General features: G+C 44.6%; 6 protein-coding genes. 4 read left to right on the plus strand and 2 right to left on the minus strand.

The genetic code is table 11. The features are described 5' to 3' along the window. Positions 1 to 365: 365 nt before the first annotated feature. The 3 genes from rtxH (Xinn_RS03995) (at position 366) to rtxA (ending at position 12,755) form a co-directional block, all read left to right on the plus strand. The gene (gene rtxH, locus Xinn_RS03995; protein ID WP_086953796.1) at positions 366 to 731 is read left to right on the plus strand and encodes a protein RtxH; all 366 of its coding nucleotides are present in this window, start codon (positions 366 to 368) and stop codon (positions 729 to 731) included. A 109-nt stretch (positions 732 to 840) separates the two neighbouring features. Beyond that, a complete protein-coding gene (gene rtxC / locus Xinn_RS04000; protein WP_086953795.1) occupies positions 841 to 1,302 on the plus strand; it encodes an RTX toxin-activating lysine-acyltransferase RtxC in 462 nt (153 codons plus the stop codon). 26 nt (positions 1,303 to 1,328) lie between these two features. Then, a complete protein-coding gene (gene rtxA, locus Xinn_RS04005) occupies positions 1,329 to 12,755 on the plus strand; it encodes an MARTX multifunctional-autoprocessing repeats-in-toxin holotoxin RtxA (protein ID WP_086953794.1) in 11,427 nt (3,808 codons plus the stop codon). 105 nt (positions 12,756 to 12,860) lie between these two features. On the opposite strand, the gene Xinn_RS04010 is transcribed toward rtxA, so the two are convergent. Both Xinn_RS04010 and Xinn_RS04015 read right to left on the minus strand, forming a co-directional pair. After that, positions 12,861 to 13,697 carry a hypothetical protein gene (locus Xinn_RS04010; RefSeq protein WP_086953793.1) on the minus strand — a complete coding sequence of 279 codons (837 nt, stop codon included), beginning with the start codon at positions 13,695 to 13,697 and terminating at the stop codon, positions 12,861 to 12,863. A 281-nt stretch (positions 13,698 to 13,978) separates the two neighbouring features. Next, on the minus strand, positions 13,979 to 15,349 hold the full coding sequence (locus Xinn_RS04015) for a surface lipoprotein assembly modifier (protein ID WP_086953792.1): 1,371 nt from the start codon (positions 15,347 to 15,349) through the stop codon (positions 13,979 to 13,981). Between the two features lie 724 nt (positions 15,350 to 16,073). Between Xinn_RS04015 and rtxH (Xinn_RS04020) the strand changes: the two genes are divergently transcribed. Beyond that, positions 16,074 to 16,358 carry a protein RtxH gene (rtxH, locus tag Xinn_RS04020; protein WP_086953791.1) on the plus strand — a complete coding sequence of 95 codons (285 nt, stop codon included), beginning with the start codon at positions 16,074 to 16,076 and terminating at the stop codon, positions 16,356 to 16,358. The last annotated feature ends 11 nt before the right edge of the window (positions 16,359 to 16,369 follow it).

Consider the following 16,369-nt stretch of genomic DNA (forward strand, 5'->3'; position numbering starts at 1 on the left):
TTGGGACAAAGTTGGGGGAACAAACGGACATTCTAATATTTATATGTTGATTTTCAAGAGCAAATAGATATATTTTCGATCAGAGTGGCTGATGATTTATTTGTTTTTTCTCGGGTTTTATCTGCCATGACAAATTTATGTTGAATTGTATGTATGTTTTAAATCTTCATTCTCATTATTAACTCATGCTGTAATGGTGTTTTTGATACGGTTTAACTAGCTGATTTTATTGCGATCAGTCTATGACAAAAACGAAATTTAATAATAAATGAAATTCTGCTGAATACAGCACTCATTTATCATTTAATTATTCAGATTTAATATGCTGTTAACATTGAGTTAATATTTATTTAATGGATAGTGATATGTCAGAAAAATTTGTTCAAACAATTTCAAGCGTTAATTACAACAAAGGCGTGTTCTCTCTTTATTTTGTTGGTCAGGAGCCTAAGCGGATGGCAAATGGTGTACTGGCAGAAAATGATCAGGAACTGGAGCTGAAACAAGTTATCCATATGCCAGCATCCGGTTTTATGTATATGGTTTCCATGGTGAAAAATATGCTGGAAGATCCGCGTATGGAAGCTGAAATTAATAGGCTGATTACTGCTGGTTTTCTACCGATGCCGGAAATGAACGCAGAAGCAGCGGAAACAAGTGAAAGTGCAGCGCCTGTTGAAGCTGAGCAGCCTGCCAAACCGGCAACGCGGAACGCGAAAAAATCAAAATAAATTCAATATTCCTTATACCCAACGGGTTTCAGGTTGCATCGCGTATGGATTTCAGACTTAAACCTGAAAGAAAAACGGGTATAAAATTCTACCAGATAGTTGCTCTATTATGATGATTACACATCAACAGGCAACACTGACCCAGACTGAAATACAGGCTATCATTGGTGGGGTAATGTTACTTTGCCAGCATTCCCCTCTGCATCGCCGTTATTTAGTTGCCGAGTGGCAACAACGTATCTTACCGTCATTTCAGCTCAATCAGTTTTGCTATTACGAAGATGAACACCAACGCCCAGTTGCTTTTTGTAATTGGGCTTTTTTGTCTGACAGCAGTCGGGCTGCAATTCTTTCCGGTGAAAGGGAAATAGTGCATGAAGACTGGCGCTCTGGTCAGCATATCTTTTTTCCAGAAATGATCGCGCCGTTCGGACATGCAAATGATATTGCCCGGGATTTGCGCCGACGTGTATTTGCCGGCTGGAAAGGGCGCAAAGCCTGTACTGTCCGGGGCATTCTGGATGCTAAAAATGACCGCTGTATCCGCCGGATACAGTGGTTTACTGTTTAATTTCTTGCCCAACACCAGGAATATTTATGGGAAAATCATCTAACCGAAGTACGGAATACTTCTTTACCGGTAGATATGAGGATGATAATGACGGTAACACGATACACGCGATAGGCGTTGGTGGCGTCATTAATGCTTATGGCGGTAATGATTATATTGTCGTCGGGTCAATCGGTGCCACCGTCAATACAACATGGGGGCATGACACGGTTGTCGGGGGTGCCGGTTATCTGAACATCAATGATACCAGTGGCTCTCTGACGGTCAAAGGCGGGTCAGGGTATACCGCCATCAATAAAACTCATAATGGTACGATAGAGTTTGCCGGTGTAGCCGGTGGACTGAACATCAATCACACCGGTGATAACGGTGCTGTCAATTACTCAGGTGTTTCCGGTTATAACGGTATCACCCGCAAAGGTGTACAAGGTGATATCCGGTTTCAGGGAGCCGGTGGTTATAACAGCCTGTATTCTGATGTTGAACAGGGGAATATCCACTTTGCCGGAGCTGGCGGGTATAACCGGATTATCCGTAAAGGCGCTGATAGTGATTTGAGCGGCGAAGGAATAGAGTATGCGGATGCCAAAGAGATTATCCTGAAAAGTGCAACCATGCATGGCTCATGGATTGACAACGATAGTCAGGTGTCAGGCATCAAGTCAGCACGGGAGCCGAATACTTACCTGTTTGCCTTTGCTGACAGCACTTATACGAAAATTCATAAAATCCGGCTCCTCAATGATCCGGTAACCGGAAAACTGACTTACCATTCAACCGCTTGGTATAAAGAAGGTAATCACCTCAAAGGACTGGAAAAACAGGACATCACTGAACAGAACGGTTTTGTGGATGTGGGTATTGATGGAGCATATACCCTGTCAAACCTGATTGTAGAACACAAACAAGCCGCCACGATTCAGGCAGTACAACAAAAACTGACAGAAAATGAATGGATGACGTATGGCAGCGGTTTGCGCATTAAGGCAGACGATGTCATTTTGTCAGATGCCAGAATGGGCGGTTATGCTGTTTATCGGGATGGCACAACTGTTGATGTAAAAGCCGTTAAATCTCATCGCACACCAAATACCTATGTGTATGCCAAAAAACTGGGAATTCACACTAAAATTGTTGTGGTTGAGCTGAAAAACGATCCTGAAACCGGAATACTGCAATACATTGCACGTCCTTGGTATAAGGAAGGAGACCATACGACTGGTCTGGCTGATAAAATCATCTCAGAACGTTATGGCTATCACCCTATGGGCACAGGGGCATACTCACTGAGTGAACTCCATTACAGCGCCAGAGTGATACAGACAACAACTGATCGAGTTGCCGGAACATATGAATACAGTGATCAGCCACTGTTTCCGGTCACTGAGCGTCGTGAAACTTCAGGCGATGTCCGTTTTGAAGGTGCCGGTGGCGGTAACGTTGTCAAATCCAATGTCACAAAAGGCAATGTCTATTTTAGTGGGGCAGGTATTGCCAATGTTATCGAGCATACGTCTGAATTCGGCAACACGGAATTTAACGGTGCCGGTGGTGCAAACGTTATCATCAAAAAAGGCAAAGAAGGCAATTTAACATTTAATGGTGCCGGGGTTGCCAACGTACTTCTTCATCAGGGCAAGCGCGGGGATATGGAAGTCAATGCCGGTGGCGCGGCTAACGTGCTGGTTCGTGTCGGTGACGGCCGTTATCTTGCCCATCTTCTGGCTGTCGGGAATATCTCCATCCACAAAGGGAATGGTGACAGCCGCATCTCAATGGGCGGTGGCTTCAATACTCACACTCAGATGGGGCACGGAGATGCCGTCTGGTCTGGTGTTGGCGGAGCCAATGTGCTGACCAGCATAGGACAGGGGAAAGTTTCTGCTGTTCTGGCTGGTGGTGCCAATATCCTGACTAAAATGGGGAAAGGCGATCTGGCAGCCGGTCTGCTCGGTGGTGCCAATATTATTACCCATATCAGCGACAGCTCAGACGATACAGCATCTGATAAAACAATACGTGATAAAACAATTCATTATAAAACAACAGCTATTGCGTTGGGTGGTGCTAACGTTCTGACCAAAAAGGGCAAGGGTGATCTGCTATCTGTTATGGGAGGTGGTGCCAACGTCCTGACACATATCGGGAATGGAGCCACTTCCGGCGTTCTGTTAGGCGGAGCGAATATCCTGACTAAAGTCGGTGATGGTGATACTACCGGTATTATGCTGGGGCTGGGTAATGTCCTGACTCATGTCGGCGATGGACAAACGCTGGGCGTAATGGCGGCGGCAGGTAATATCTTCACCAAAGTCGGTGATGGTGAAACCCTTGCTGCTATGCTGGCATTCGGCAATCTCTTTACCCATGTCGGAGATGGGAATACGTATGCACTGATGGCGGGTGGCGGCAATATCTTCACTAAAGTGGGGGATGGCAATGCGCTGGCGCTGATGCTGGCATTCGGCAATGTCTTCACTCATGTTGGTGATGGCCTGAGTGTCGCCCTGATGATTGCCAAAGGTAACATCGCGACTAAAGCCGGTAACGGTGATGCCCTTGCTGCTATGGTCGGCAAAGGGAATATTTTTACTCAGATCGGCCATGGTTCTACCTTTGCAGCTATGATTGGCGGTGCCAACATTCTGACCAAAGTCGGTAATGATTTGACTGCGGCTTTAATGATAGGCAAGGCTAACATTTATACCCATGTCGGAGAAGGAACCAGCATCGGCCTGTTGAGCGGTACGGCTAACATCATGACTAAAGTCGGTGATGGCACAACACTGGCTGCGATGTTTGGTAAGGCTAATATCATGACGCATGTCGGCAATGGCATGACGGGAGTGTTGGCGCAGGGTAAAGCGAATATCGTGACAAAAGTCGGTAACGGCTTTATGGGCGTTGTGGCGGCTTCGGAAGCCAACGTGGTGACACATATCGGTGAAGGAACAACCGCCGCCCTGCTGAACAGCAAAGGCAATATCCTGACCAAAGTAGGCGATGGAACGGCTGTCGGCCTGCTGATTTCTAAAATAGGCAACATCATGACCCATATTGGTGATGGTGCTACTGTCGGGTTTGCCAAAGGCGAAGCTAACATCATCACTAAAGTTGGCGATGGTACAGGCGTAAATGCAGTCTGGGGCAAAGCCAATATTCTGACGCATTATGGTGACGGAGATCGCTATAACTTTGCCAAAGGTGAAGCGAATATCATCACTAAAGTGGGGGATGGTCAGGAAACTACCGTTGTTCAGGGACAGGCCAATATTATTACCCATATCGGCAACGGTGATGATTACACCGGTACATGGGGTAAAGCAAATGTCATCACTAAAGTCGGTAACGGACGCAATGTTGTGCTGGCTAAAGGGGATGCCAATATCGTGACTCAGGTCGGTGAAGGGGACAGCTTCAACGCATTATGGAGTCAGGGTAATGTTGTTACCAAAGTGGGTGATGGTATTCAGGCAACGGTTGCTAAAGGTAAAGGCAATATCACCACAACAGTCGGCAACGGTCTGAGTGTTACTGCCGTTCACGGTGATTTGAACGTGAATACCAAAGTGGGTGACGGTGTCTCTGTCAACGTGGCATGGGGTAAATACAACGTTAACACCAGAGTCGGTGACGGCCTGAATATCTCTGTTATGAAAGGGACGGGCAATGCCAATATCCGCGTGGGCGACGGGCTGAACATCAATGCCTCTTATGCGCGGAATAATGTGGCTGTTCAGGTGGGTAATGGTGACTTTTACAGTCTGGCCGTGGCAGCAAGTAATACTGAGAGCAATAAACTGGGGGCGCTGTTTGATAACGTCAAACAGACACTGCTTGGCTCAGCAGGCAGCCAGGCCATCAGCTATCTGGTTAACGGCGATGAGGCCCACACATCAGGAACCCACAAAGGACGCGGAGCGATTGATCTGCCGGAAGTGTCTTCTCTGGACGGTTTCAGGCTGACAGAAGTGGATGAAGTGACTTCTGAACTGCAAGACAATCTGCAAAGTGCGGTGTCGGCAGTGGATACCCCGGACATTGATGCTATCCAGCGCAGCCTCAGTCATGAAGAGTCGCAGCACCACGATATTGCTGAGCATGTCAGTCAGGATCAGGCGGCACGGAATGCGTTGCAGGACAAAGAAAAGGCAGAAGCTGATCGTCATCGTCTGGAGCAGGAAAAAGAAAAACAGTTGGCGGCGATTTCCGGCACACAATCACAACTGGAAAAGACCGATTTGACTGCGCTGAATGCCAATGGTGAGTCGCAGCGTGAAGCTATTAATGATGAAGCCCGCTCGGTCACACAAGAGTTGATGACAAAAACAAAAGGATTGGAAGCGCTGGCTGATCTTAACGCACACCATGGGCAATCCGGTCAGCAGTGGCGTGATCAGTTTGCCGACGGTTTATTGGGCAATATCCAGACGCATCTGGACAGTGCTAAAGAGACAGCACAGCAACAACTGGAACATGTTCAGCAGGCCTCTTCGCAACGTCTGGGAGAAGTTAAGGATGCTGTTGCCAAATCTGAATCGGGTGCCACCGAAGGAGATCAGCATCGTCAGCACGCCATGCAGAAGATTGATGATGCTCATACTGATATTGAATTCAGGGAGCAGAAAGCTATTGCGCATATGAGGCAGGCAGAGCAGGCCGCCCGTGACGGAAAATCCGCTGCACAGAAAGCAGAACAACGGGGCCAGCGTGCGGTATCGGCAGCAGAGATAAAAACAGCACAAGTGCAGTCAGATGCCAACAGCGCAAAACTGGATGGTAATCAACTGCCGGATCGTGAAAAAACGGCAGGAAGCGGGTTATCAGGTCAGGCTCCTGCCTATACTGAATTTCCTGCTGAACATCATGCCGGGGAAAACGATACCGGAGAAACCCGTTCTCCTGCCGATTTTGGCACTGATGTACAGACAGAAGACGAATTCGGGCTGGAACTGCAATATCTGGAAGAAGATCTGGGTGAGCTGGTGAATGCAAAATCGGCACTGGATCGTTTACAGATTAATGCGGGCATACGTACCAGAAAGCAGCATATAAATCTGGATCATCATAATACGGAAGCCACCCATAATCCGGGCATAGCGCAAACCCCTGCCGCTCCTGATCTCAGTGGGCTGACCGCGCTGGGCGCAAGCCAGCCGGAGCAGACTGATACGCCTGAACATTCCGATGCGGCACTCAGGGCACAGAAAGTCGCTAATATTTATCAGTGGCTGGACAGTGATAATAACCTCACAACCGAAACTTATATTCCGGTGCCGGGTTTCGAACGTGTGGATGCGGATATTCCCGACACGCTGAGACAAAAAATGGTGACCTTCGTCGAAGGCTACCTGAATGGCACAGAAAACAGTATTCCGAAAGCGCAGAGAACTTCACTGGCAAAACTGTTCGTTGATGCCACCGTTGATTATAACTGGGATAAGCGGGTCGAATTTGTTTCAAAGCTGGAACACTATGGCTATAGTTTTGCGCCTGTACATGGCGATAAAAGCATTGTCTCATTCTGGTCGGGCAGAAATTTCAAACAGTACCGTAATATTCTTGATGCCGCCCAGACAGATGGCAGAAAGGTTGTTTACGATATTGATGTGAAAGGTAACGCTTTTGCGATAGAGCTGAACAAGATGCTGACGCGCTGGGGTGACATGTTCCTTGACCCGGATATTGCCGAGCAGAATGCACTGAAATCAGTGATTAACGCATCGGCACGGAGTAATACGGGTTTCTGGAGCTCCCTGTATGCCACCGGCTCGCGTGATGATGTTTATGTTATCGCAGAAGGTGGTCTGCGTTTAGGTAACTATTTCTGGAATGTTGAACTGCCGGTATTGCGTCAGTTGCAGCGTGAAGGGTTAGTAGGTGAAATCCGTCTGCTGGATAAAGCAGCTAAAGAATATCAGGGAGTATCACCTGAGAATATCGGCCGCAGGCTGACGGATGCAGGCGTTTCTGTCAAAGCCCGTTTTGATTCACTCAGCTTTGAAGAGCAGGAAAGGCGGCTTGCCCTGAACCCTACCGATTATAAGCCGGATACGCTGATTGATCTGGATATTAAAACCAGTGCCATTGACACCCTGCTGAATCAGGCTCTGCCATTTTACGGGCTGCGCACTGAACGCAACCTGTTGGTACGTGAATCGGATGATTACAATGGTTTTGAAATCCGTCCGTGGCCGGGCAGAAGCAATGATGGTTCTGAAATCATCGGCTTCAAAAACATTATTGTGGAAGACACGGAGAATACTGAACAGACTAAAGCCATCGAACGCTTTATCCTCGCTAACTATGATAATTACCAACAACTGCCCGATACGCTGTATCTGGTGGAAGACCGTATTGTTTCCCATGATAACGGACGCACCCGTATTCTGGCTGAAAAAACAGACGGTAGCTGGCGTTATAAACCGAAAACTGAGCTGATGTCTGCGGATGAATTACAGCAAGCCGCATATGTTAAAGGCAAGATCCGTGGAGAGAGTTATCAGCGTGTATTGGATGCGCTTACAGATTATCAAAACGGGCTGGAAAACAGCCGGGACTACGATCTGGAGGCAATTGAAAAACTGTCCGGCCTGCGTCATCAGGTGGAAGGTTATCTTCTGGGGCATCCTGATTCGGCGCGTGTGCCAGCGCTGAAAAACCTGCTGTCACAAATTCAGGTACGTCTGGACGAAACACTGGCGATTGCCGAGTCCGCAGTGGAAAGCAGCGCGAAAGGCAGCTTCAGTGATTTGTACGCCAAACTGGGTAATGCCAGCCTGAAAGAGTCTAAACATCTTTATATTGATGAGCAGGGAAATCTCGTTACCCGCGGCAAATCCAATATTCAGATCAATGTCAAAGCAGAGCGTGCGGAAAAGGCGCTTGAGCAGATAAGAGCCTCTGTTGCCAAAGAGTATGGTCAGTCCGTGGCAGAAGCGGTTTTCTCAGACTTAACTTCTCGTGATTTGGCGAAAGATGGTAAAGGGATTGATGTCGCCGGTCTGAAAAAGGTACATAAGGCCATTGAACAGCAACTGTCTCCCGTCAGTGCCACGCTGTTTATCTGGAAACCCAGTGATCACAGCAGATTGGGACATGCAGCCCTGCAAATCGGGCACGGGCGTATTGAAATCAGTGCAGAAAATGCGGCCGAATTCAATGAGAAAAACTATGTCAGCTGGTGGCCGAAAGGCGGAAAATCAACCAATGTCTGGCGTATTTTTGATGTCTCCACCGAAGAACATCCTGATGTAAAGCTGCGCTGGCGTGATCTTAGCCAGCCAGCGGGACAAAATGATGCACTGGCGCTGGACGTTGCTTCTGAAGAAAAAGATAACTTTGGTCTGCACGATGGTGCACGTAAGCTGGAACGGTTTATTGAAAAATTACAGACGGCAAAAGGTGTTGATGCGAGATTTGAAGAGATCAGCGAAGGCTTTGCTATGGCAGCCCTTGCAAATCCTAATCTACTGAAATCTGTCGGTGTACCTGAGCATATCTCCCGTCCGTTTATGCAGCAATGGGAAGACAGCAGCATGGATATGCTTGAAGTGGGTAAAAACTTTGCGGAAGCATTACGGACAGCGGCAAAACAGCAGACACCAGAACGGATTGAAAAACGTATTGCTCAGGTGATCAGCCAGTTTGCAGAGAGTGAACTGAGAAATATTAAGGACTTCAAAGCCAGTGAGCCGGATCAGGGGCGTGTCTTCCGTATTAATCTGGCGGGATTAGACGTGGCAGCAATGCAGGCTGAGTGGCATAAAATCAGCCAGAATCCTGATGCCCGTTATCAACTGTTAACCGGTAACTGTTCAAGCACTGTTGCCCGGGTACTTAAAGCGGGTGGTGCGGACCAGATTATCGGGCATAAAAGGCAGCCTCATTTTGGTATCTGGACACCAACCGAACTGTTCAATTATGCACAGGCATTGCAGGAAGCACAGGCAGAAAGCACGGCCAGAAAGGCAAATCGCCGGAAACATGCTGAGGGTGAGGTAAAAATACCGCTGGGTGAAAATGTCCAGTTGGATAGTACTCCGGCAAATAATACGGAGGCAGATGCTGAACACCGGGTTCAGAATCAGCCTGTCGGGGAATGGGAAACCGTGACGGTTAAACCACAGGCTGAAGGCGGGGAAAGCCGCTTTAGCGGTCAGGTGATTATTCAGACTGAAAACGATCCTGTTGCTGCACGGGCCGCTGCTGATCTGGCGGGTAAACATCCCGACAGCAGTGTCATTGTTCAACTTGATACTAACGGTCAGTATCGTGTGGTTTACGGTGAACCGGCTCAACTGTCCGGTAAGTTACGCTGGCAGATAGTCGGGCACGGGCGTGATGAAGCAGTCTCAAACCTGACCCGCATGGGAGGATACAGTGCGGATGAACTGGCACAGAAGCTGAAACAGTTCAGAGCAGATTTCACGCAGGCAGGTACTCCTGAACATATCAGTCTTGTCGGTTGTTCATTGATCCGTGATGACAAACGTGATGGTTTTGCCCGCCGCTTTATTTCGGCTCTTGACAGTCAGGGACTGCGCACTACCGTATCCGCGCGTAGCAGTGATGTTGCAGTAGACAGCAGCGGGCGAAAATATACCCGCGATGCGCAGGAGCAGTGGATTCATAAGCTGGTGGACAGCAAGGTTGTACTGGGCTGGAATGAGAAAGGGGAAGTAGAGTCATATTCCGAACGTATCCGTCATGGTATCTCTGAAAACAGTATCAGCCTGTCCCGTGTGGGGCGCACTGGTGCGGAGACCGAAACGAAAGGCGCTATTGCTGAAAATACCGCAACATTCCATGCACCTGTGCAAGATGAGAAACAACCTGAAAAACAGAAAAATAATCTCACTGATGAGATGGCTTCTGACCGGAAGCTGAGTTATTCCGGCAATATTCAGGTGCAGGTTGGTGATGGTGAATTTACTGCTGTCAATTGGGGAACCACAAATGTGGGGATCAAAGTCGGTACAGGTGGTTTCAAATCGCTGGCTTTCGGTGATAACAATGTGATGGTTCACATTGGCAACGGAGACAGCAGGCACAGTGTTGATATTGCCGGTTATCAGGCATTTGAAGGTGCACAGTTATTTGTGGGGAATCGTAACGTCAGTTTCAATCTGGGGCGCAGTAATGATCTGATTGTGATGCTGGAAAAATCCATTCCGACCCCGCCATTAATCAATCCATTTGATGGTGCTGCGCGTATTTCTGCTGTATTGCAGAACATTTCTGCAAAAACGACAACATCACAAACTGTTTCATCACAAACTGCGCCGGGTCTGTCTGGTTCAGCCGACTGGCTGACAGCGCAGGAGCAGCAATGGACACTGGAGGGAGCGAAGAAATACGTCAGCGATTTATCCGGCATCGATCTGACCAGTAGCGTCAGATATGAAACTCTGACGGAACTGAATACAGAGAATGATCGTAGCAGCCGCGGCCTGAAAAGTGATCTAGAAAGTAGCCTGAACAAGAAATATAACCAATGGCTGGGAGGGAAAGGCAATAAACCTGAATCAGGTAGTCTTAGTCGGGCGGATAAATTCCGGCAGGCAAATGAGAAACTGGCCTTCAATTTTGCCATTGGCGGGCAGGGTGCGGATATTCAGGTGACAACCGGTAACTGGAATTTCATGTTTGGTGACAATATTCAGTCCATACTGGATACCAATCTGGGTTCACTGTTCGGCCTGATGACACAGGAATACACAGCCACAGGTATGGCAAAAACGACGTTTACGTTCAGCCCGACAGATTTGCCACGTCAGATTAAAAATAAGCTGCTGGGGAATCTTGCCGGAGTCAGTGCAGAGACCACACTGGCGGATATTTTTGCTGTTGATTACACATCGGATGGACGTATTGTTTCCCGTAACGGTATTTCTGAAGCCAATCAGCCGGCAGATGGCATTGCTATTCTGCGGGAAATGCTGGAGATCATCGGGGAATTCAGTGGTGATCAACTACAGTCGTTCACCGATCCGGAAAAATTGCTCAATGGTCTGAAAGCAGGATTGAACACGGGCACTGATGGCATTCAATCTTTTGCGGAAAGTCACGGATTGAAAGCGAAAACACCGGATGAAATTCCAGAAGATAATTCCCCTCTGAATGAAAATGCTAAACAGGCGGAGAACATTGAAGGGGAGCAGCCTGAACGAGCATTCGGATTTAATGCACTGAACCTGCCAAACCTGTTTGCAACTCTGTTTAGTCAGGGTAAACAGGCAGAAATGCAATCTCTGGTGACCAATCTGAAAGAAAACCTGACGACAGATTTGCTGAATATGCAGGATAAAACATTTGATTTTCTGCGTAACAGCGGGCATCTGCAAGGTGATGGTGATATTCATGTCTCTCTCGGTAACTACAACTTTAACTGGGGAGGAGATGGTAAAGATTTGGGTGCATATCTGGGGGATAACAATAACTTCTGGGGAGGGCGTGGTGATGATGTTTTTTACTCGGTAGGTACCTCTAATATCTTTGCTGGTGGAGAAGGTAATGACATCGGCGTTCTGATGGGGCGTGAAAATATGATGTTCGGCGGTGCAGGCGATGACATTGCTGTACTGGCGGGACGCATTAACTACGCCTATATGGGGGACGGTGATGATCAGGTTTTTGCTTTCGGTGAAGGCGGAATGATTGAAGGTGGTAAAGGCAGTGACTATATCGTGGCTTCCGGTAACTTTAACCGAGTTAGTGCCGGTGAAGATCAGGATTATGTTGTCACCATCGGTAATAACAATCAGGTAGATCTGGGTTCGGGGGATGATTTTGCAACCGTATTCGGCAACTATAATCGGATCGATGGCAATACAGGTCGTAACGCCATTAAGCTGATGGGTTATCACGCGGTGATCAACGGCGGGACAGGTAATGATCATCTGATTGCAGATGTCGTTTCCAAATTCAGCCGCTTTAACGGCGGTGAAGGGAATGATCTGCTGGTGCTGGGAGGCTATCAGAACCGCTTCAAGGGTGGCTCCGGGGTCAATAGTTTTGTCGTCAGTGGTGATGTTATTGAGAACGTTGTTGAGGATATTAAAGCCACCGATAAAATAATCTTCAATAACCTGAACTGGCAAAACCTGTGGTTCCGGCGCAGCGGCTATGATCTGGTATTGCTGACAAATCGCAGTATTCAGGATAAATCGCTACAAGGGCAGTTTGAAGCTGTGGGGTCTGTGACTTTCACGAATTACTTTAATGGCAATCGTGCAGATATCATCACCCAGATGGAGGATAAAAGTACACAGGATGAACACGGATATACCGCACTCTCAGCTAATGCTGTAGATACTTTAGTGCAGGCGATGAGTGGGTTTTCACCTGAGATTGGTAACAATGGTTTTATTGACTTGCCGGATAGCCGGACAACATCCGCTATTATTACCGCCTGGGCTGATACTATGACCGGGAAATTCAAGTCGGCCTGATGGCAGACAGGATTTTACTGTTCAGATGTTCTGATGAATAAAAAACTGGCTCACGCTAGTGAGCCAGTTTATAGGATTTTGTTTCCTGGGTTATCATAGTGCTGTTTAGTTTTTTCGAGACAGAGCGAAATTACCTTCAACTGTATGGTCAGGGTTATTATATGTACCACCAAAACCACTGCCTCCCTCAGTAAATTCACCACCGAGGACAGAACCATGTACTAATCCTGAGCTTGATGTCCCAGTTGCTGTAATTTTAATTGGTTGAAGGTAAGGCTGGTCAATTGGGGAGTTGGACATAGTCTTTACGGTGTCTGATATGTGGGATTCATAGTTGCCCCCCTTATCCAGGTAGCCTTCGAAGCCGATACTGTTATCCTTATGAAACGTAATATCTATATACATATCCAAGGCTACTTTACCTGTATCATGGAGAGCCTTACCTTCATAGTGATGCGGCACGTCATGTGCCAATGTGAGTTTACTCGGGTCATTTTGTATACTTTGAGCTCGATACATGTGACCGCCAATGCTACCTATAAGAATTGTTCCATCTTTGTTGGTATATCTCTTATCTTTACTGTTTAAATCCTCTTTACCATTTACCAGAACATACTTATCTTTCAATCCATTAGCATCTATCATAACGTATACATAATCGGATAAGGATTTTCCTGTCGCATCAGGATTAGGATCTCCACCAGGCGGACCATCAATATTTGAAAATCCGGTATACTCATTCAGAGAAGGGTTTGTCCTGTCACCCGCAGGAGGTCTTAAAAAATTCTTGTAAAGCGTTAGCGTATTCTTCTCTGTTCTTTCTGGTGGTGTTACTTTTCCAGGATGGTTTGTAAGATTATATCTATTTCCTCCCCCTTTAGAACAGGCTGTAACAGAAAGAACCAAAGCGAGAACTAAAAATATTTTAGACTTCGTGTTCATATAATGACTCCAATTTTTTTAAAAAAAAACTAAGGAGATACTGTTAATATTAAGTTTAAGTTAGATTTATTTTTTTTCAAATCAAAAAGAAAACAATTTTTTATAATTAAATCAATTGCATGGTTTGGTTGTGGGAAACTTTATCAAAAATTAATTCTGAATTTGACCTCTTTTCAAAACGAAAATAAAATATCAGAGTAATCGGAATTGCTATAGCTATAGCAATTTATTTTGTTAAATAAACTCGTATTTATCTGAATATCTATGTATTCTTATGGTGATTAAAAATCACTCCTGAACTCAAGAGAAATATCTTTGTCAGTATAAGAATAATAAGGATGGTTGCTTTTGTTTTTGTTATAAGAAAAAGATATTCTCGGGTAAATGCCAAATAAATTAATACTTCTGTTTGAGAGTGAAAGGGAGACGGAGTCAGTAATATCCTCTCGTTTAACCCTAAATGAATCAAGGCTTTTTGTTTTATAATTTGTTTTCATTTTATCATAATTTAATTCTACCAGGTAATCATCTAAAAACAGTTTTCTTATCAGGAAGCCAACGCCTTGAACATGATAACTATCCCATCTGTACTCTCTGTTAATTACTCTATAATTTCCGGATAAAGACAGATATAAATCATTAAATGGCAAAAATATCAATGAACTGTTAATGAGATTAATATCTCCATTTAAATCTTTATTTCTATTATAGGTATAATATTCGTTTTTATTTTCATAGAAAATTGTATGTTTGAATTTGTCATTAAAGCTTGTTAACTTAAATAAGTCAAATCCAATGGCATCATAAAAAGAGTGAAAGCCTGTTTCGCTATTTGATACGCCACCACCATAAAATGCTTTTGTATAAAAAGGTTTTAAAAAGAAGTAATTATAATAATCCTCAAATCCGATTTTATTGCCTATTTTAGTCGTTAATTGGTCATATCTTTTTTCTTTCAGGTATCTTATGCCATAAACATCAACATCAAGTTCAGAGAATAAGCCAGAATCAAAAAAAATTTTTTTACTGATGCCTGCGTTGTAAGATAACCCTATGTCTTTTACGTTAAGGTATTGTTTATTTGGACGAATTTCAGATGTAAAATTGTTACTCATTTTAGTAATATTTGTATCTCTCTGAAATGAGAAATTCACATAGGAATTAGCTTCTTTTTTATCTTCAATGTACTTTAAATAATCATTTATGTTCTTCTTTTCCTGTTCATCATTAGCGTTAACGAGTAAATTATTGAAGACTTTTTCAGATTGATTATATTGTTTATTGAGTAAGTAAAGTATAGCTAAGTCAAATTTAATGGTTTGGCTGTCATAGTTATTGAGGATGGTTTCTAACTTCTTGATAGCTTTCTGGTACTCTCTTTTTTTCATGAGGACTTTCGCTTCAGCCCAAAGAATCAGGTAAGGGTCCTGACTGTGTGATTTTTTATAAAGATTAAGTATTTTCTCCAGGTCATCATGTTGCTGATAAATTAAAGAGAAAATCAACCTTTCAAGCAATTTAGGTTGTCTTATTATCTCATCCTCCGAATAGACATTCGGGTTATTTTCTGTTTCTTTGGCTATTACGGTGCTACTTATAGGCAGAAGCAGGGCAGTAACACCAATCATAAGGATAGATTTAATTTTTTTCATGGAGTATTAGGCTGCAATAATAGAATATTAAAGGGTGATGAAATTACCCTAGCCGTAGATGCAATTATTCACTGAGTTAGCGGTGGGCCAAACATCTGATACCGGAATGTGGCGTTTTCCTTCTTTAAGGTGGCCTGTAACAAAAAAGCGCAAAGAAGTAGATGAGATGATTTTGGTTTTTATATTCTTCATACAATTACCCTAACCTGTTTTTTTAATTAAGGAGACATTTTTAAGCTTAATTTAAAAAAAATTTTTTTCAAACAAAGATGAAAAATACACAAAGTACATGTCTGTTTTCAATGCAGATAAGGATATTACAGGCCGCTATAACTCGCGGCAGTAATATGATGGTACTATTATGAAATTCATATAATAAATGAAATTATTTATATGGGTGATAACTTTTATTAACGGATAATCATCTCCTGTAGAGGTATTCAGCCACAGGTTTTGGCTTTGTCTTAGCGGCCTTAATGGGATTATTGGGACTCGCTATAGTGGTTAAACGGACTTTGTCTCTGCTAAGTGTTGATTTTAAATGTTAATTTGAGATATTTTACTTTTAAATGATAAATTCACCATTCTTTATTCTGGTTATTATCAATTATTGAATTAGAGCTTATCCTGTCAGTTAGGCTCTGCATAAATTGATACAACTAAATGCGATTAATTATTAATCGATATATAAATATTTTAAAATCTATTTACGGTATTTAGTTGTATGTCTGAAAAATTTGTTCAAACCATTTCCAGTGTCAATTATAACAAAGGCGTGTTCTCCCTTTACTTTGTCGGGCAAGAACCTAATAAAATGGCCAATGGTGTATTGGCTGAAAACGATCAGGAGCTGGAATTAAAACAGGTTATTCATATGCCTGCTTCTGGTTTTATGTATATGGTTTCCATGGTGAAGAATATGCTGGAAGATCCGCGTATGGAAGCTGAAATCAATAAATTAATTACTGCTGGATTTCTCGCTGTTCCTTCTGAGACTGAAAGTCAATAAGTGGCTGTCGG

Origin of the sequence: Xenorhabdus innexi, assembly GCF_002632485.1 — a bacterium.
GTDB lineage: Bacteria > Pseudomonadota > Gammaproteobacteria > Enterobacterales > Enterobacteriaceae > Xenorhabdus > Xenorhabdus innexi.